Annotated in this window: 23 protein-coding genes, 1 pseudogene and 3 other annotated features (1 of these 27 running past the window's edge); of the genes and pseudogenes, 9 read left to right on the forward strand and 15 right to left on the reverse strand. The window is 35.0% G+C overall.

Annotated features, from left to right (window positions below; all coding sequences use genetic code 11):
* Positions 1-30: a binding site (T-box leader), on the reverse strand (it extends 195 nt beyond the left edge of the window).
* Between the two features lie 34 nt (positions 31-64).
* Positions 65-285 (reverse strand) — a binding site (T-box leader).
* Positions 286-320: 35 nt separating this feature from the next.
* Positions 321-541 (reverse strand) — a binding site (T-box leader).
* 188 nt (positions 542-729) lie between these two features.
* Together D9842_RS06190 and D9842_RS06195 are read left to right on the forward strand one after the other, a co-directional pair.
* Positions 730-1857, forward strand: a complete 1128-nt coding sequence (locus D9842_RS06190; protein WP_121661755.1) for a YibE/F family protein — start codon at positions 730-732, stop codon at positions 1855-1857.
* On the forward strand, positions 1854-2615 hold the full coding sequence (locus tag D9842_RS06195) for a YibE/F family protein (RefSeq protein ID WP_121661756.1): 762 nt from the start codon (positions 1854-1856) through the stop codon (positions 2613-2615). Before D9842_RS06190 ends, D9842_RS06195 begins: the two co-directional genes overlap by 4 nt.
* Positions 2616-2779: 164 nt before the next feature.
* Here D9842_RS06195 and dfr read toward each other — a convergent pair whose 3' ends face one another.
* Positions 2780-3265 carry a DfrD/DfrG/DfrK family trimethoprim-resistant dihydrofolate reductase gene (gene dfr / locus D9842_RS06200; protein WP_121661757.1) on the reverse strand — a complete coding sequence of 162 codons (486 nt, stop codon included), beginning with the start codon at positions 3263-3265 and terminating at the stop codon, positions 2780-2782.
* An 11-nt stretch (positions 3266-3276) separates the two neighbouring features.
* Positions 3277-3675 (reverse strand): NUDIX domain-containing protein, encoded by a 399-nt coding sequence (locus D9842_RS06205; RefSeq protein ID WP_162987324.1) that lies wholly within the window; start codon positions 3673-3675, stop codon positions 3277-3279.
* Between the two features lie 180 nt (positions 3676-3855).
* Here D9842_RS06205 and hprK point away from each other — a divergent pair, with 180 nt between their 5' ends.
* Positions 3856-4776 (forward strand): HPr(Ser) kinase/phosphatase, encoded by a 921-nt coding sequence (gene hprK, locus D9842_RS06210; RefSeq protein WP_121661759.1) that lies wholly within the window; start codon positions 3856-3858, stop codon positions 4774-4776.
* Positions 4777-4834: 58 nt separating this feature from the next.
* Here hprK and D9842_RS06215 read toward each other — a convergent pair whose 3' ends face one another.
* Positions 4835-5485, reverse strand: coding sequence for a hypothetical protein (locus D9842_RS06215; RefSeq protein ID WP_373995094.1), 651 nt, complete (start codon positions 5483-5485; stop codon positions 4835-4837).
* Positions 5486-5504: 19 nt separating this feature from the next.
* Entirely contained in the window at positions 5505-6278 is a 774-nt protein-coding gene (locus tag D9842_RS06220; RefSeq protein WP_121661761.1) for a class I SAM-dependent methyltransferase, read from the reverse strand.
* A 191-nt stretch (positions 6279-6469) separates the two neighbouring features.
* Here D9842_RS06220 and D9842_RS25705 point away from each other — a divergent pair, with 191 nt between their 5' ends.
* The gene (locus tag D9842_RS25705; RefSeq protein WP_162987325.1) at positions 6470-6646 is read left to right on the forward strand and encodes a hypothetical protein; all 177 of its coding nucleotides are present in this window, start codon (positions 6470-6472) and stop codon (positions 6644-6646) included.
* Positions 6647-7883: 1237 nt separating this feature from the next.
* On the opposite strand, the pseudogene D9842_RS06230 reads toward D9842_RS25705, so the two are convergent.
* A pseudogene (locus D9842_RS06230) lies at positions 7884-8349 on the reverse strand (HIT family protein).
* 224 nt (positions 8350-8573) lie between these two features.
* Between D9842_RS06230 and D9842_RS06235 the strand changes: the two are divergent.
* The gene (locus D9842_RS06235; protein WP_121661763.1) at positions 8574-9050 is read left to right on the forward strand and encodes a glutathione peroxidase; all 477 of its coding nucleotides are present in this window, start codon (positions 8574-8576) and stop codon (positions 9048-9050) included.
* Between the two features lie 21 nt (positions 9051-9071).
* Positions 9072-9515 (forward strand): MarR family winged helix-turn-helix transcriptional regulator, encoded by a 444-nt coding sequence (locus tag D9842_RS06240; RefSeq protein WP_121661764.1) that lies wholly within the window; start codon positions 9072-9074, stop codon positions 9513-9515.
* 91 nt (positions 9516-9606) lie between these two features.
* Here the strand turns inward: D9842_RS06240 and D9842_RS06245 are convergent, their stop codons facing one another.
* A complete protein-coding gene (locus tag D9842_RS06245) occupies positions 9607-10479 on the reverse strand; it encodes a LysR family transcriptional regulator (protein ID WP_121661765.1) in 873 nt (290 codons plus the stop codon).
* 136 nt (positions 10480-10615) lie between these two features.
* Here D9842_RS06245 and D9842_RS06250 point away from each other — a divergent pair, with 136 nt between their 5' ends.
* Entirely contained in the window at positions 10616-11386 is a 771-nt protein-coding gene (locus tag D9842_RS06250; protein WP_121661766.1) for a class I SAM-dependent methyltransferase, read from the forward strand.
* A 38-nt stretch (positions 11387-11424) separates the two neighbouring features.
* Here D9842_RS06250 and modA read toward each other — a convergent pair whose 3' ends face one another.
* From modA to D9842_RS06290, 8 genes are all read right to left on the reverse strand, one after another.
* Entirely contained in the window at positions 11425-12204 is a 780-nt protein-coding gene (gene modA / locus D9842_RS06255; RefSeq protein WP_121661767.1) for a molybdate ABC transporter substrate-binding protein, read from the reverse strand.
* 114 nt (positions 12205-12318) lie between these two features.
* Positions 12319-12912, reverse strand: coding sequence for a CBO0543 family protein (locus D9842_RS06260; protein WP_232273454.1), 594 nt, complete (start codon positions 12910-12912; stop codon positions 12319-12321).
* A 109-nt stretch (positions 12913-13021) separates the two neighbouring features.
* The gene (locus D9842_RS06265; RefSeq protein WP_121661768.1) at positions 13022-14239 is read right to left on the reverse strand and encodes a TolB family protein; all 1218 of its coding nucleotides are present in this window, start codon (positions 14237-14239) and stop codon (positions 13022-13024) included.
* Between the two features lie 102 nt (positions 14240-14341).
* Entirely contained in the window at positions 14342-14578 is a 237-nt protein-coding gene (locus tag D9842_RS06270) for a hypothetical protein (protein WP_121661769.1), read from the reverse strand.
* The gene (locus tag D9842_RS06275) at positions 14575-15099 is read right to left on the reverse strand and encodes an RNA polymerase sigma factor (RefSeq protein WP_121661770.1); all 525 of its coding nucleotides are present in this window, start codon (positions 15097-15099) and stop codon (positions 14575-14577) included. Before D9842_RS06275 ends, D9842_RS06270 begins: the two co-directional genes overlap by 4 nt.
* A complete protein-coding gene (locus D9842_RS06280; protein WP_121661771.1) occupies positions 15086-15457 on the reverse strand; it encodes a hypothetical protein in 372 nt (123 codons plus the stop codon). Before D9842_RS06280 ends, D9842_RS06275 begins: the two co-directional genes overlap by 14 nt.
* A gap of 57 nt (positions 15458-15514) precedes the next feature.
* Complete coding sequence (locus D9842_RS06285) at positions 15515-15883, reverse strand: hypothetical protein (protein ID WP_121661772.1); 369 nt, start codon at positions 15881-15883, stop codon at positions 15515-15517.
* A gap of 55 nt (positions 15884-15938) precedes the next feature.
* On the reverse strand, positions 15939-16151 hold the full coding sequence (locus tag D9842_RS06290) for a DUF3951 domain-containing protein (RefSeq protein ID WP_121661773.1): 213 nt from the start codon (positions 16149-16151) through the stop codon (positions 15939-15941).
* A gap of 237 nt (positions 16152-16388) precedes the next feature.
* Between D9842_RS06290 and D9842_RS06295 the strand changes: the two genes are divergently transcribed.
* On the forward strand, positions 16389-16505 hold the full coding sequence (locus D9842_RS06295; protein WP_121661774.1) for a YjcZ family sporulation protein: 117 nt from the start codon (positions 16389-16391) through the stop codon (positions 16503-16505).
* Positions 16506-16674: 169 nt separating this feature from the next.
* Positions 16675-16851 (forward strand): hypothetical protein, encoded by a 177-nt coding sequence (locus D9842_RS25710; protein ID WP_162987326.1) that lies wholly within the window; start codon positions 16675-16677, stop codon positions 16849-16851.
* 54 nt (positions 16852-16905) lie between these two features.
* On the opposite strand, the gene D9842_RS06300 is transcribed toward D9842_RS25710, so the two are convergent.
* Positions 16906-17676 (reverse strand): hypothetical protein, encoded by a 771-nt coding sequence (locus D9842_RS06300; RefSeq protein ID WP_121661775.1) that lies wholly within the window; start codon positions 17674-17676, stop codon positions 16906-16908.
* Positions 17677-17810 lie beyond the last annotated feature (134 nt).

Consider the following 17810-nt stretch of genomic DNA (forward strand, 5'->3'; position numbering starts at 1 on the left):
AATCATTCATGTCCTCGTCACTGCTTTTTTCTATTTTAAAAAAAAAACGCACTCATCCCTACTAACAAGGGACGAGTGCGTTTTGCTCGTGGTTCCACCCAATTTCCCATAAGCAAAAAACACTTATGGCTTTGGAGCTGTAACGTAGCCTAGACGATATCAGATACTTATGTTCCCTGATATAGCTCAAAGGTGGTAAATGATCTTCCTAAGTTAGGGAGTCGCAGCATATCTCCCCTCTCTGAAAACCGTAAATATCATTCATGTCCTTTTCATAGCATTGTATATTTGTGAAAAATAAAAAACACACCCATCCCTATACAAGGGACGAGTGTGTTATAACCCGTGGTTCCACCCAATTTCCCACAAGCAATAAACTTATGGCTTTGGTGCTGTAACGTAGCATATACGGCATTGGATACTATTTTCCCCAATACAGCTCAAAGGTGGTAAACTACTTTACTGCGTTAGGAAGCTCTCAGCATATCTTCCCTCTCTGGAAACCGTTTAAAGTAACTCATGTCCTTATCATTGCGTTCAAAAGTAAAATTCGTATTTGATTGATTTTGATACTACAATAAAATGGAAAGAAATGCAATAACTTATTTTTAATTTTTTGCTAGTTAAAATTAGGTCTAGAATAGATCTTGACGGTCAAAAAACAATCCTGTTATTCTAGGTCCATTGCTTGACAACTACATATTACAAGTTTATAGCGGAGGTTTTCTTTTGAAAGATCTATTTAATAGCTTGTCTTCTAGACAAATCAGCTTTTATACTCTTTTACTATTTTTCTTTATTGTGTCAGTATTTTTTGTCCACAATAACTACTCTTTTTATGATCGACCTATTGCTAAAATTACGGAAACCCGTTTAGTCGAAGCAACAGAGACAGTCGATCTTCACGAAAATGTGGATAAGCTTTTTACTCAGGATATAGAAGCAGTGATTAAAAACGGAGAACATAAAGGAGAAGGAATTTCCTTAACAAATGAGTATTCATTATCAGGAGCGTTTGATTCACAATACGAAGCTGGGGATGAATTGTTTGTTTCGATTGATACAGAGGAAAGCGCAACTTTAACCGGAACGATAAAAGATGTAAAGCGTGATAAATATGTTGTGATCATAGCCTGGGTTTTCATCTTTACTCTGCTTATTGTCGGGAAAAAACAAGGGCTTTTTTCGATCATTAGTTTGGCGGTCAACGCCGTTTTGTTATCGTATGCATTGGATGTGTATATGCATACATCAGGAATTAGTTTGCTAGTCGTTTGCGGCATAAGTGCGATTCTGTTTACAATCATTTCTTTACTACTCGTGAATGGCTTTAACGGTAAAACATATGCAGCTATTATTTCAACCATACTTGGAACGTTTATTTCTCTTTTGATTGCGATTATTGTCATGTGGCTAACAGCTGAAGAAGGTCTTCGATATGAAGAAATGCAATTTTTAACTCGACCTCCTCAAACCGTTTTTATAGCAGGAGTATTAATTGGATCATTAGGAGCGGTTATGGATGTTGCCATTACCATGTCTTCATCTGTATATGGTTTGTATGAAGAAAATAATCACATCTCGATAGGAGCACTAAAAAAGTCAGGAATGGATATCGGAAAAGATATTATGGGGACAATGACAAATATTTTGTTTTTCGCCTATGTAAGCGGTGCGATTCCTATGTTAATTTTATTTTTTAAAAACTCATCACCATTGTCGTATACCTTATCTATTAATCTTTCTTTGGAATTAGCTCGAGCTCTAGCTGGTGGAATTGGTATTGTTTTAACGATTCCGATCGGTCTCTATACTTCTATATTGTTCATTAACCGAAAGAAGAGGATAAGATCATGAATGTATTAGTTTGTTTAGCCGCTATATTATTTTTATTAATGATTCTTATAGGTGGAAAAAAAGGGGCCCGTTCTTTTATAGCTTTATTTTTAAATTTTAGTGTGCTCTTTTTAGCTACTCTTTTTATGACAGATCCAAATGCAGATCCTATATTATTAACATTAATCGCTAGTACAATCATTAGTTGCATTACCCTGTTTTTTATCAATGAAGTTAACAAGAAAACGAAAACAGCTTTTCTTTCAACAATCATTACGTTAGCTACTCTTCTGTTTTTTATTATCATCGTGACAGAACATACTATGACACAAGGCTTTGGTGAAGAAGAAATCGAGGAGCTTAGTATCTTTTCTATGTATATTGGAGTAGACTTTGTGAAAATCGGTGCATCCATGATCATCATGAGTACAATTGGTGCTATAACTGATGTTGCAATTTCGATTTCGTCTCCCATGCGTGAAATTTTACTTCATAATCCAAACATTAGTAGAAGCTCATTGTATAAATTTGGACTAAGCATTGGGAGAGACATTCTAGGAACAAACACAAACACATTATTTTTTGCTTTTTTTGGAGGATATTTAGGGTTACTTATATGGTTTAAAGATTTAAATTATTCTTTCGGGGAAATTGTTAATTCAAAGGTATTTAGCGCAGAGATGATTACCATTCTTTGTGCAGGAATTGGAATTGCCTTAATTATTCCAATCACATCATGGATTACTGCTTATTTTTATATTAAATCAAGGGATCAATAGGCGAAATAATCAAAACTATAAGACAACCAGCTAAACAATTACCATATTTTCGACATTGTTCGACAAAATGTTTTAGACTATAATAAGGTTAAGACATTAGTGTTACCTTTCGAGATTTTATATCTCTGTTATAAAAAATGCCCTTCCTTTTGGATGGGCATTTTCTATATTCTCTCATACACATGATAATAATAAGTATACGGGTTTTGGTCATCCTTTATCCCTTTTTCAACAGATACTTCCTTCCATTCCTTTTCATTTACTTCCGGAAAAAATGTATCACCTTCAAAGGAATGATGGATTTTAGTGATATACATTTTCTCCACATAAGGTAAAAACAGTTTATAAATCTGTTCTCCCCCAAAAATAAATAGTTCTTTTTCTTGTTTACATAATTCAAAAACTTCTTCTATGGAATGAACAATCTCACAGCCTTCAAAAGAAAAGTCTTTGTCTCTAGTTAAAATAATATTTCTTCTATGAGGTAAAGCTCTACCGATTGACTCAAAGTTTTTTCTGCCTAATATAATCGAATGCCCTTTTGTTACATTTTTCACATATTCCCAGTCTCGTGGAATTCTCCAAGGAATGTCATTTTTATAGCCGATCACTCTATTCTGATCCATCGCGACGATTAAAGAAACTTTCAAAGCTTACCCTCCTATTTTATTTCGAATGTCACATTTAATGTCTTTATAACTTTGGAAACTTGTAAGTCATCCTTCATATCATCTAGGGAGTGCCATTTAACTTCTGAGAGTGTTTGTTTCTTACCAGCTTCGGGATCAAAACCAAGAGAAGGTATACGATCATTTACTGTACGAACTAAGTAACATCTTTCCTCTCCGTGACTATAGGTGCCGACAAATAAACATCTCTCTATTTCTACATCCAAATTCACTTCTTCTTTTACCTCACGAATGACCGCTTCCTCAAACGTTTCCCCTTCTTCTACTCCACCTCCAGGTAATGTCCAAAACGTTTTATCGGGATAAACCTCTTTAACCATTAAAATGTGGTCATCCTTTATAATAGCTGCACATGATCTTTTTCTATTCATTGTTTTCACCTCTAGATTTTCTTTCTTAATTCTATAAGGTATAAAGATAAATTTGATATTTTTGGCATTTATTTTATTTAACATGAAATTCACTAGAAAATTCAAGAAATATAAAGTAGGATAAACATATCAAACGTTACGAGAATTAGTACAGATAAGGTTACGGAGAGTGAAATAGAATTGAAAACATTAACAGTTGAAAATTTAGTCAAACAATTTTCATTAAAAGTCTTAACTGGAGTTCACAACTTACAGCAACCTATTTCCCAACCAAGATCACACCGCCCAGGCTTGGAGTTTGTTGGTCATTTTGACTTTTTTCCAACTGAACGTGTTCAAATTCTTGGAAGAAAAGAGATTAACTATTTGCATAAGCTAAGCATAGAGGAACGTCAAATGCGAATTGGTAATATTGTTAAATACCATCCACCCTGTTTTATTGTAACAGCTCGACCAGAAGGCTTAACATATTTGACTCAATATTGCATTGAAGAAAACATCCCCTTGTTATGCACAAACGAGCCAGAAACGACTTCAGAATTTATGATGAAGCTTGATTCATACATGGTAAAAGCACTTGCCGAGGAAATTGCCGTACACGGCGTATGCGTGAATGTATATGGAATGGGCATTTTAATCCGTGGTAAATCAGGTGTTGGGAAAAGTGAAACAGCACACACGTTGATCGGTAAAGGTCATCGACTTGTAGCTGATGATATTGTTGTCTTAAAAAAGCTTAGTCCCCGAACCATTCTAGGAACTCATGATGAAAAGACAAAGGAATTTCTCTCATTACGTAGCATCGGGCTCTTAAATGTTGTTCGCTTATACGGTAGAAAGGCATTTCAAGATGAAACTCGAATCGCACTTGATATTGAATTGAAAAAATGGGAAAAAAATTCACTTAATAATGAATTAGAGCATGAACAGACTTTTACTGATTATATGGGTGTTAAAGTTCCACACGTTGAAATCCAGCTTCAGCCAGGTCGGGATGTAGCAGGATTAATTGAGGCTGCTGCAAACAATTGGCTCTTAAAGCAACAAGGGTACAGTGCAGCTGAAGAATTTATGAAACGTTTAGAATCAGAATTTAATTGAATTGTATAAAAAAGGTAGGCACAAACTAGTAAAAGTAGTTTGTGCCTACCTTTTACTTTTATAGATTTAGATTGTGAATCGATGTTTTTAATGTCTCCAAAGGATTCATAATCTTTGTCGAGGTCTTATTCTCAACCTGCTCTGCGGCCTCAACCATGGATAATTGAGCAACAGATAGTACTCTATTGTTTTCACTTAGTTGCTCTAAACCCTCAACTATTTTTTGATGATATTCTTCTTTTAAACCATTCATAATCAAGTTAAATGAGTTTTCAATCACTGCAACTTCTATATCAATTGATTTTTGATGAGCTGTAGCATATTGATAAAGTCTTGACATTGTTCCTTCAACAGTTGCTGGATTTGAGAAAACAATCGTTTGTGGTTCTTTCATCTGACAAAGAGATTCAAAAAATGGTTCATCAATCTTAATAACTGGAACTGTTGTTGTTAATACCGCTTCCTCAAGAAGAGCTATGTAGTTTGTACATGTTATTAAGATCGCATCCACCTGACAGTTCGCAACCCATTCAATTTGCTCCCTCACCTTAGCTTGAGCATCTGCTCTTGATAAGGAATGACCAGCTTGTATACAGTGCATTAATCCGGGGTCAACAAAATGAAGAAACTCTAGATCAGAAGGTGAAAATACTTTTTCAAGATAATTTATATTTGAATAATGCGCGTGTATACAGCCAATTTTTTTCACAACGATTCTCCCTTTGATTCTATGAATTTTTTGTTGCTTTTAACAATAGGGCTTCTCCGAGAAATGATTCAACTTTATTATGTTGAATGGTTATACGAAATTTATTTTTCACCTTTTGCTTACAATTTATAATATATTCATTTAGTGCTTCTTTATTGTCCTGTGACATTTTCATTCGATCACACCAACTGTCAAATTCAAATTTTTTCTCAAATCGGAATAATTCTTGTATTTCAAAACCTTCTTGTTCTAACATATTTATCCACTCTGTTTTCTTCCACGCACGAAAATGACTATAATCTCTTATTTTTTCAATCTTATTATAAAAGTGATCATATTCATTCCCTTCAGGTGCAACATTGTCATCAAGAAGGAACTTACCGTTAGCTTTTAAAACCCGGTGAACTTCACTAACAAACTGTTGGACGTTTGGGAAGTGGTGTGGAGCAATACGGCAAGTAACCAGATCGAATGAATGATCTTGAAAAGGAAGCTTTTCTGCATCACCTTCAACAAAGACAACATTTGAATAACCATTTCCCTTGATAAACGTTTCAGCAGCCGTTAGCATTTCAGGTGTTAAATCCACAGCTGTTACTTTGTGGACAAGAGGCGCAAAAGCGTTTGCTGTATGTCCTCCTCCAGTTGCGACATCAAGGACATGTTCAACCCCTGTCACACGAGCTATTTCCACTAATTTTTGTAAATCTGCTCCCTTGCGATGACCACTACTTTTTACATACTCATCAGCACTTCGCCCAAATTGCTTTTGAACATCTTTTTTAATATCCATTCCGTCTCCCCCATTCATTTGTCAGTAAGTTTATATCTCTACTTTTATTATAATAAAAAAGGTAGATAAGAAAATGTTGATTGTTTTATGAAATGCAATAAGGGTAACTTATAGATTGGGAAAGAATGAAGCTAAAATAGGCTGTATTTTCCTCACAATAGAACATACTAACAACAAAAGGAGTGATAAAAATGACAAACAATCCAAATAAAGGCTCATTGTCTGCAGGATATGCTGCAGACAAATCTCAGGCACAAAACTACAACGAGGAAATTAGCATGGAGATCTTAGCAAAACAAGCTCTTGATCAAACAATCAAAGAAGGCGGTGCCTTCGCACGAGAAAATTCTGATCAATTTAAACAATAAGGAAGCGGTTATTTTAAGGGTGCCTTTCTTGTGGGTTTCTTGGCGAAGGAACTGGCACCTATATCCTCTTAGTTGGCTGGTGGGATCGTTACATGTCTCGATATGCTTTGTATCGAGACAGTTTGTTGGTGGGAGAGTTAATTTGTGTCCCGATTGAGCGGGTATTGAGACAGAAATCAGTTGCAAGGGCTAAGTTGTGTCCCGATAAAGCGAGTATCGAGACAGAAATCTGGTGTAAGAGCAAAGATGTGTCTCGATTAAGCGTGTATCGAGACATAAATCAGCTGTAAGAGTTAATATGTGTCCCGGTAAAGCGAGAATCGAGACATAAATCAGCTGCAAGAGCCAAACTTGTGTCCCGATAAAGCGTGTATCGAGACATAAATCAGCAGTAAGAGCAAAGATGTGTCCCGATTAGGCCAGAATCGAGACAGAAATCAGCTGTAAGAGTTAATATGTGTCCCGATAAAGCAAGAATCGAGACAGAAATCAGCAGTAAGAGCAAAGATGTGTCCCGATTAGGCCAGAATCGAGACATAAATCAGCTATAAGAGCAAAGATGTGTCCCGATAAAGCGTGTATCGAGACATAAATCAGCAGAAAGAGCAAAGATGTGTCCCGATTAGGCCAGAATCGAGACAGAAATCAGCAGAAAGAGCAAAGATGTGTCCCGATAAAGCGTGTATCGAGACATAAATCAGCTGTAAGAGCAAAGATGTGTCCCAATAAAGCGTGTATCGAGACAGAAATCAGCAGAAAGAGCAAAGATGTGTCTCGATAAAGCGTGTATCGAGACAGAAATCAGCTGTAGGAGTTAATATGTGTCCCGATAAAGCGAGAATCGAGACAGAAATCAGCAGAAAGAGCAAAGATGTGTCCAGATAACGCGGGTATCGAGACAAAAATCAGCTGCAAGGGCTAAGTTGTGTCCCGATAAAGCGAGAATCGAGACAAAAATCAGCAGAAAGAGCAAAGATGTGTCCAGATAACGCGGTAATCGAGACAAAAATCAGCAGAAAGAGCAAAGATGTGTCCAGATAACGCGGGTATCGAGACAAAAATCAGCTGTAAAAGCAATTTTGCGTCCCGATAAAGCGAGAATTGAGACAAAAATCAGCTGCAAACGCAAACTTGTGTCCCCCATTAACTCAAAATCGAGACAAAAGTTCTGCTCTGTACCCCATTTCAGCAAACTAAGCCAATCAACCCCCTAACTCCTGGTCCGTGCCGGTTACAACTAATCCCTCAAAGCTTCCTTCAAAACACCTATCGCATTTATTACTTCTTCCATATTTCGCTTACTATTCATATTGTTCCTAGCATGAAGAAGAACCGGTCTAACCGACTCGACAGAACTCATAGCGTGGAACCATCCATGTGTGAAAATGGTGAGTTGTATCTTCGTTATAAAAATAATAAACATGCTCTATTCCTAATGTTTCTCTTTGAGCCTTTCTGATTTTGGATAAAACAGTGATATAATCGATTCTTTCTTCCTCGGTTAATTCATCTAAGCACTTAATATGTCGCTTAGATGCCAAAATGACTAATCCTTTTATCGGGTAGGCAACATCTTGATGTGCATGAAAGAATTCTGTTTCAATCACAATACCGCCCTCAGGCTCAATTAATCCACTTGTTAAGGCACAACTTAAGCATTCAACTTCTACGGTGTTTCCGTTGGATAGAGTTATTTTTCTCATTGTGTTCTCCCTCTAAGTTAAATGATCTTCTATGTACATACCACAAGTAAATATATAACAAGCCTCCCATTAAATAAACATCTTTTTCGAAAATCATTCCTCCCAAAAATACAAACATAAGCCCCCTCTTTTCTTATCCAAACAAAACAATATCATTGAAAGAACAAACTAAATCTGGTACGATTTAATCGCACACGATTTATATATACGAGGAGGAAATCAAGATGAACACAGTATTTGATTTCACAGTTAAAAAACCAAACGGTGACACAAAATCTTTAAGTGATTATGAAGGAAAACCTTTACTTATTGTGAATACTGCAAGTAAATGCGGTTTAACGAATCAATTTAGTGGATTGCAAGAGCTTTATGAGAAATATAACAGTAAGGGCTTGGAGATTTTAGGATTTCCATGTGGTCAATTTAATGATCAGGAGTATGAAAATATTGAAGAAACAACTCAGTTTTGTCAGCTAAATTACGGTGTATCTTTTCCTATGTTTGCAAAGATCGATGTAAACGGTGATGCTGCTGATCCTCTCTTTTCATTTCTAAAAGAACAAAAGAAAGGCGTGCTATCCAAAGAAATCAAATGGAATTTCACAAAATTTCTTGTTGATAAGAACGGAAATGTCGTGAAACGCTATGCACCAACAACAGATCCAGCTAAAATAGAAAAGGATATTGCTAGCCTATTATAAGTGTTGTGAAGGATGAGTTAGTTGAATGATTTTTTAACTTTAGAAAACCAGCTTTGTTTTGCTATTTATGAAACAGGCAGCCAGTTTACAAAATTATATACAAAAGCACTAAAGGAATTTGGGGTCACATACCCTCAATATTTAGTGTTATTGGCTTTATGGGAAAAAGACGGACTTACAGTAAAAGAGCTTGGAGAAAAGTTGAACCTAGGTACCGGTACTTTAACACCAATGGTGAAAAGACTCGAAGCAAATGGCTGGGTTAAAAAAGAGCGCTCTTCAATAGACGAGAGAAAAGTTAGTATCTATCTTCAAGCTAAAGCAAAAGAAGAAAAAGAAGCCATTTCCGAAAAAATGACAAAAGAAATGGTGTTGTGCAATATTGAGCTGTCAGAATATGAACAATTAATGAAGAACTTAAAACTTCTTCAACATAAACTAGAAAAACGTAATAAAGGGCTTTAAGCAGAAAACTCGTCGATTAACGTAGTTGCTCGTATCCCTCATACTTAGAATTGGCAGCTTTGGCCATTCATCGTCATAGCTGCCAATGTATTTAAATAAAACCTTGATAATTTTTTATAAACTCAGTAAAGCTTCTCACTTCGTTTGTTTCTACTTTTGTTACCAAATAGGTTACTGAAACTGGTGGTGAAATTTGATCAGATACGATTTCTGATAGAATGTTCTTTTTTAGATCATCCTTCACCATTGAAAATGGTAAATACGAAACGCCTAAGTTATTTTCTATGAATTTTTTTGTTACTTCAACTTGATTCACAGTCATTGTACGAATTCTTGGATAATGCTTTTTCACTTCGTTCAACAAGGAATCCCAATAATCAGGATGATTATGTGTGATGAGTCGATAATGTGATAAAGCATGCTGCTCATTTCTCAAGCTTCCTGCCCATTCATTTGGACCAACCAAAATAACCGGCTCCTCGTGGATGGCTTCACTTTTTACATTTGTTTGGACAGGAGTCATTCTTGATAATCCCAAGTCCGCTTTGCTACCACTTATTGCTTCTCCCACCTCATAAGAGTTTACAACGTCTACTATTACTTCAATATCAGGATAACTATTAATAAACTCTCTTAATAACCTAGGTAAAAAAGATGAGGCAATTTGCGGCGCTGTTGCAATGGTTAATTTGCGATGATAGCCCTGCTTCCATGACTCAAAATGGTCTATTCCTTGTTCATAAGTTGCTAAAAAATCTTTCGCATAAGAAAGAAATTTTTGACCTGCAGAAGTTAAAAAAACAGCTTTCCCTCTTCTTTCAAATAGGTGTACGTTTAAATGCTCTTCAAGACGTTTTATATGCTTTGTAATGGCTGGTTGAGTGAGAAATAGTTCTTCTGATGCTTGTCTAAAATTCTCAAACTTCGCACACACAATGAACGTTTTTAACCATCTTATCTCCATCATAATCCCCTTATAACGAACCGTTATTAAAATTTTCCATTTTTGTTAATTTTAATTATAACTTTTATCCCCTATAATTCAATTACGTATTACAGATTTCTAGACTTATAGGTTGTTATAAAAAGGAGGATTTATCATGAAGCAAGTTGTAAAGGATATGTGGGACGCACATTTATATGATGGAAAACATTCGTTTGTATCAGAGTTTGGTCATGACTTAATTAACATGTTATCTCCTAAAAAAGGAGAAAGAATTCTGGATATTGGCTGCGGAACAGGTGATTTGGCAGATAAGCTATTTCAATATGAGGTAGATGTGACGGGTATTGATAAGTCCGAGAATATGATCAATCAAGCATGTATGAAATACCCACATATACGTTTTATGGCCAAAGATGTTTTAGAAATGGAATATAACAATTCATTTGATGCCATTTTTTCTAACGCAACTCTACATTGGATAAAAGAGCAGCAACAAGCACTTTCTCGGATATATACTAGTTTAAAGCCTGGAGGTAGATTTGTTGCAGAGTTTGGAGGAAAAGGCAATGTTCAAAAAATTACGGATGAAATCATCAATGCATTTCAACTTGCTGATATTGACTTTAACATGAAGCAATTCCCCTGGTATTTTCCGAGTGTAGGAGAATACACCTCATTAATGGAAAGAGTTGGATTTCATGTAACATTTGCTTGTCATTTTGATCGCCCAACTCCTTTAGATGAAGAAAGCGGCTTAAGGGATTGGATCACGATGTTTGCGGGGGAAATGTTTAAGAATCAAAACGAATATGAAAAAGAGCGATTAATTAAACATGTAGAAAATAATCTAAGGGAATCTCTCTATCAAGATGGTTGTTGGATCGCAGATTATAAAAGAATTCGAGTTATTGGGATCAAGGAATAAGAAAAAGAAGAGACTTTGTTCTCTTCTTTTCTGATAAGTTATAAATTCGAAAATCCATATTCCTCTAGAATCATCAAAGCCTTTTCTGATTTCATATAACTAAAGAAAGTCTTTGCTTCTTCTAAATTTTTACTCTCATTTATCACACCAATTGGATAAATGATTGGTGTATGTGTCCCTTCTTCTGCTGTTGCAATAACGTTGACTTTGGAAGAAACAAGTGCATCCGTATTGTAGACGATCCCAGCATCAACATTTCCTGTTTCTACATAGGTTAGTACTTGTCTTACATCTTTGGAATACACAATTTTATTCTCAATGTTTCCCCATTCCCCTATTGCTTCAAGCATTTCTTTAGCATATTTTCCTGCAGGGACTGTTTCTGGAATACCGATTGAAATCTTATTTGCTTTTTCTTTTAAATCACTAAACGATCCGATCTTTTTCTGACTTTCTATAGGTGTTACTAAAACAAGTTTATTACTAACCAAATCAACCGCATTTTCTTCATCAATGAGCCCTTTTTTCACCAGTTCATCAAACTTATCCTCTGCTGCTGAAAAAAATAAGTCCGCTGGTGCACCTTGCAAGATTTGTTGTTGTAATGTTCCGGAGCTTCCAAAATTAAACGTAACTTTGATGTTTGGATGCTCTTTCTCGAACTGACTTTTGATTTCATTCAGTGCATCTGTTAAGCTAGCGGCAGCAGAAACGGTTATCTCCACAACTTCCTGTGAATCTCCTTTTGTATCTTGTGCTGATGAGCTACACCCAGCTAAACAGGATAGAAAAACAAATAGTATAAATAGCTTTTTCAAGATGACTCTCTCTCCTTGATATTTTTCATCATACAATCCATTTTAACTAATTGTCTTGGATATGTAATGAAAAACATCACACCTTATCAGATGTTTCTTAAAAGATTCACAATTTTAATAATAAGAAGATGTATTTTTAGACATTTTCAGAAAAATATTTGTTATTAGTTTGGAGAAAAGAAAAATCAAGCAATAGCCTATGAAAAGATAAAAATAATTCGCCCATTTATGAAGGAGAAAAAAATTGTGCATGACTAGTATCGGCTTACAAATAAATGACAAAAAGAGTGCTAAGACAATAGTGTACAAATAGAAGTTTTTATTATGATTTAATGTCCATTGGTAAACTAGAATAAACAGCACTGGTACTAGTGCAGTGTCTAAGGATAGATTACCTGGCACATAAGGAGTGAGTTCATAAGGATATCCCCATAATCCCTGTTTATTTCCCCACGTATCTACTATTCCAAACCATACATTTATATTAAAACCATAAAACCCTAAGAGAAACATTTTTTTTCGATCAATAACAAAATATAATACTAATAATGGAGTCAAAAACATCAACAAAAATATCACCCAAAATTGCCAAGATTGAAAATTTGAATATTGGTGCCAATATTCAACCCTTAAATCTGTAACATCCTTCATCAAAGAGTTTATTTTTTCATAAGCTTCCATTTGTTGTTGATCCATATTAATTTTCAATCATAACACTCCACTCATCGTCATTGTTTCTATTTTTTGTTAAAAACAAGAAATAAATGCAAGAGTGGAAAAAAACTTTTTCATAGCAATCCTACCCTGTAGCTGAAACTTACTCTATAAAGAAAACAGGTGCAGAATCAACATTTTTCAGCCATATTTCTTCTTTACTATCTAACCCCTTTTTCATCCAAACATCACCATGTGATTCCTCTGTTGATGCTTTACGAACCCAAGTGATATAAGAAGAAACCGCTTGAGGATCTATATCAAGCTCATTACTTCTCGGATTAGTTAATTGATATTGCTCGTTTGTTTTTAACGAAATCAGATAAAGAGCTGTTTTCATTGTAGGAACTGGTCCTTCCTCCCACTCTTTATTTTCTTTAGCACGAGCAACGATCATTTTTTCAGAAGAGTACCATTCTAAGTCAAGATCGACAAAACCTTTAGGTGTGTATTCTCTTTGGTTTGTAGAGGTAGGCATCTCTTTTATTTTGAGATTCTTGTTTTCTACGAAGAATCTCCCTTCTCCAGAAATATAAGCTAACTGTTCAGAAGCTGGAGCCCACTTCACCCAATCCGGATATCCTAGCATTTTCCCAACCTGTTGAAATTGTTCTCCTTGCTCGGAAAGTACACATAAAGTGTTACTGTCCATCGACCAGGACGCAGTTGGTACGCCTATAAAGCTTACCCATTTCCCATCATAACTCCACTTAAAATAATCAGCATAAATGAAAAATAAATCAGGAACTTTTGTTTTAATCGTATAAAATGCTTTGATTTTATTTGAGTTTAGCTTTGCATCAATAGGAATTCTAAATAGCTGTACTGGACCCCATCCTGTAGGAAGTAAGTTGGCTTGCGAAGAAACAATAAATTCTGTTCCATTTGGAAACCATTCAAAGCCGTTTACACCTAATGCGACATTTTCAAAACCGTGCGGGCGACTATTCTTCATTTTCGTTACATTTAACACGCCGCCAGAAGTATAGGCTAATTGATTGTTAATTGGTGACCATTTAAAATCTGATGTTTCGACGACGACGTAAGGCTTGTAATTCTCTTTCTTTTTCATATCATAGATAAATAAATTTGATGCCTCGCCAAGCTTTTCACTTTTCAGATAAGCTAAAAATTGACCATCATGTGACCATTGAGGTGAATTTACATAGCCCTCATTTGTAAGCTGTATTTCTTGGTCACCGTTTTTGATCCACAGTTGATGGTCTCTAATAAATGCTGCTTTTAGTGGTATTTCAGCACTGGCAATCGTTGAAAAAAGAATACAGTTGAAAATAAGTAAAAACAAAATTCGAAATCCCATGACGACTCCCTCCTTTTTAGTAGGTTGTCCTAATCAAGTTTGAGAATTCGTATAAGAAAAAACAGCAAGGGGGTTATCCTTACTGTCTGTTTGATCATTCTCTCAAATAAAGAATATAGGTGTTATAAACACAACGAGTAGCAAAATAAACGGATATAACACAAGTCGTGTGATGGAATATCCTTTAATATTAAGTAGATCTATTGGACTTTTTGCAGGTGCATAAATCCAGTTTGCTATACGATCTACCTTACTTTTTTTAAAGGGGATGTCAGGTACTTTCACATGAAATTCTTCCAAACGTTTTTGAAGCTCCTTTGGAATCTCGTTTCTACTCATTCTTTTACCTCCAATATAACCTTTAATTTTTTCAAAGATGTATGCAGTCTTGATTTTACAGTACCTATTGGAATCTCAAGAATTTTAGAGATCTCCTTTTGTGTTTGATCGTGGTAATAGGTTAAGAGAATAACGGCACGTTGATCATCGGGGAGCTGTTGAATGGCTGATTGAATCGTTAGTTTATCTTCTAGTGGTAATTCATGCTGGTCGTTTTGATGATATAAAAATGGCAAAAGCTTTTTAAAGCGACTTCGACGTTTCAGACGATTAATCATAATTTGATACGCCATACGAAATAAAAAGGTTTTTACACTAGATTTACTCTCGTCAAACGTTTCATGATATTTATGAAACCTTATAAACGTATCCTGCACAATATCAATGCTAAGTTGTTCATCTTGACAATATCGATAAACGAATTGATAGATTGAAGGTTTATAGATAACAAATAATTCCTCGATCGATTGTTCATCATGCTTTCCGTCATCAGCATATGAGAAATCTTTATTTAAACTCATGAGACCACCGTTCTTTTATCCCTTTAAAAACAAAAGCAATTCTTGTGATAAACCAAATAAATGTAATTAAGGAAAAAACGAATGTTTGGTGTACAAAAAATTGAATCCACGGACTATCAATGTTGTCGCCACGTAGTAAAAAAACAAAAAGCCCTGTAATACATAAAAATGTGTAAGCAGCTGCTAAAATTATTGTATAATCCCATCTCGTCCAGTGAAAATAGATATCTGACTTACTAAAATCTATATCACCTTTATGGTTTTTTACCACTTTTTTATTCATTGTTGCGATTAACAAAGCAAATGTCGTACCAAGTAAACCAGCAACAATCGTACTAATAAGCCAACCTAATGCCATGTGCTACACTCCCTTTCATTCTTTTACTACCTTATACAATTGAATAGATGAAAAGGTTCATTTAATATTCTCATTTAGATATTTTCTTATTTTCGAGGCTATTTCAGTGGGGTTAGGTACTTGAAAAATCACATATTTATATTTTACATGACCCTCTAACTCAATAATAACCAGCGGTTCTAAACGTTCATAAGATAAAAAATACCATTCATTAGCAAACTTAAAACTGCCTTCATAAATATGTAATGGAGACAAAGAAGTGCCAGGCATTCTGAGCATCCACCGAGGCGCATCAAAATAATCAACTAAGACACTTTCGATTGTCTTGTAAGGAATGTGTACTTTTCGTTTTAAAGCAAAATACCCTGTTAAACCGGTTAAATGTAAAATTAGTTCATCTTCACCAAATTGAAGTTCTCTTCCCATTTTAACACCTCCATAAAAGAACATTTTCCTTCAAACCATTAACGCTATAAGATCATCACTTTTTATTACCATCATCTTGTTTCTCATCTTCGGTTAGAATTTCTTGTTCTTCATGAAATGACACTTCTGTTTGTCCTGTGATTTCGTCAAAGGGTGTATAAAAAGGACTTGCACTTTTTTTCTTAATGAAAACCTTATAAAAACTGATTATAACTAACAAAACAATAACAATTGGAAAACCTATTGTGATCATATTCATGGGATCCATCTGCTTCCCCCCAAATAGTTTTCGTCCTTTTCCTATGATAATAATACGGTAGTAAAAAATGTAAGTTTCACTTTTTTTCCTGCCCAGTACCTTCCTACAAGGTGAATGCTGAGTTCTTTGCATCTCTGGTCATGGTGTACATTTCTGATTTTATCAGGAAGAATTCATACAGCCGTCCAATCAAAGCCTTAGTCAAATCATACTATATATTAACCTCATGAAAAGGAGGTGTAAGATATGAGTGGCGGATATGGTTACGGTTCTGGTGCAGGTTTTGCACTAATCGTTGTCCTATTTATCCTTTTAATCATCATTGGTGCTTCTTACGTAGGTGGAGGCTACGGTGGTTACTAATAAATAGGATATTAAGTAAGGCAGACTATTTAAGTAGTCTGTCTTTTTTAGTTTGACTGAACAATTTATTACTTGATCCTTCATTAATAAATAAAAGTTGACTTTATCATGATTCAACCGAATAATTACCTTTTTTATATAAAAAAATAACGCAGAAAGGAGAATGTTCATGAATGAAAAAAAAGAACCACAATTTTGCAGCGGTGAACTCCAACCTGATCAGTTAAAAGGCTATTATGGAATGGATCCAGAAATGAGTCTTCTATCTGTAAACTTTGCAACAACTGAAAATCCATATCTTAACGAGCATTACCAATTAGATTCTAAAGAAAATGAAAAAGAATAAATGACAAAAAGTCAGGCATTTGCTGTTACTAGTTCATGCCTGACTGTAAGGGACTTATTCATTTAGCAATTTTAATGTCTCTAACCCTACCTTATCATAGTGAACTTCTCCAAATTCACCAGACTTTGCATCCATGTTAATGATTATTCGATCTGCACCATCTTTGTGAATTGCACGAAAAATAACTGTCCATATTCCATCGTTTAAAATGCTTTCTTCTGATTCAATAATCATCCCTTCACCTTCATGTTCCTCAAACCATTTTTTCACTTCATCCTTTTCCTTTGCCCTGTCTCTTGCTTGCTCAACAGTTAATATTTCAGGATCTTTATCAGTGTCCAACTCTATAGGGAATAATGATATGAAAGAATCGTTATCATGCTTTTGGAAAGAAAAAGATACCTCATACATGCCACCTAGTGCTTGAACAGTACTTTGATCTGTTAAGTTTATTTCACGTTTAAAGGTAACTTGCTTCTCAAATGTTTCATTAGGCTCCATTTTCTTTAAATCTTTCGGATCAAGAACACTTTCACAATTCATTTCTTCTCCATTACTGTTAAGATATATATGTGCATCATCTTTTTTTATAGAAATACTAAAAGGAATACCACATCGATCGTTATAAACAATTGCCTCTTTACTCGTATTGGTGATTGATGCATTTATGTTTATCTCTTTTTCCATCTCTATAGTAGCTTGTAAGGCAATGCCATTCTGTTCAACATCATGTGTGAGCACCTGTGTGTCACTAGATGATGATGGCTCTTTTATATCACAACCACTTATGATTAGAATAAAAAGGATAACCGCTAACTTTTTCATTTCATCCCCCTTTAATAAATTGTCTTTCCCCTATCATAAAACAAATGGTAGTAAATGGTAAGGGTTTAAGCGGGAAAATTGACAAAAAAATTTATTTATGCTATAATTTACCAAATAACTATTTGTGTGTATAA

It is taken from the genome of Metabacillus litoralis (genome assembly GCF_003667825.1).
Lineage (GTDB): Bacteria > Bacillota > Bacilli > Bacillales > Bacillaceae > Metabacillus > Metabacillus litoralis_B.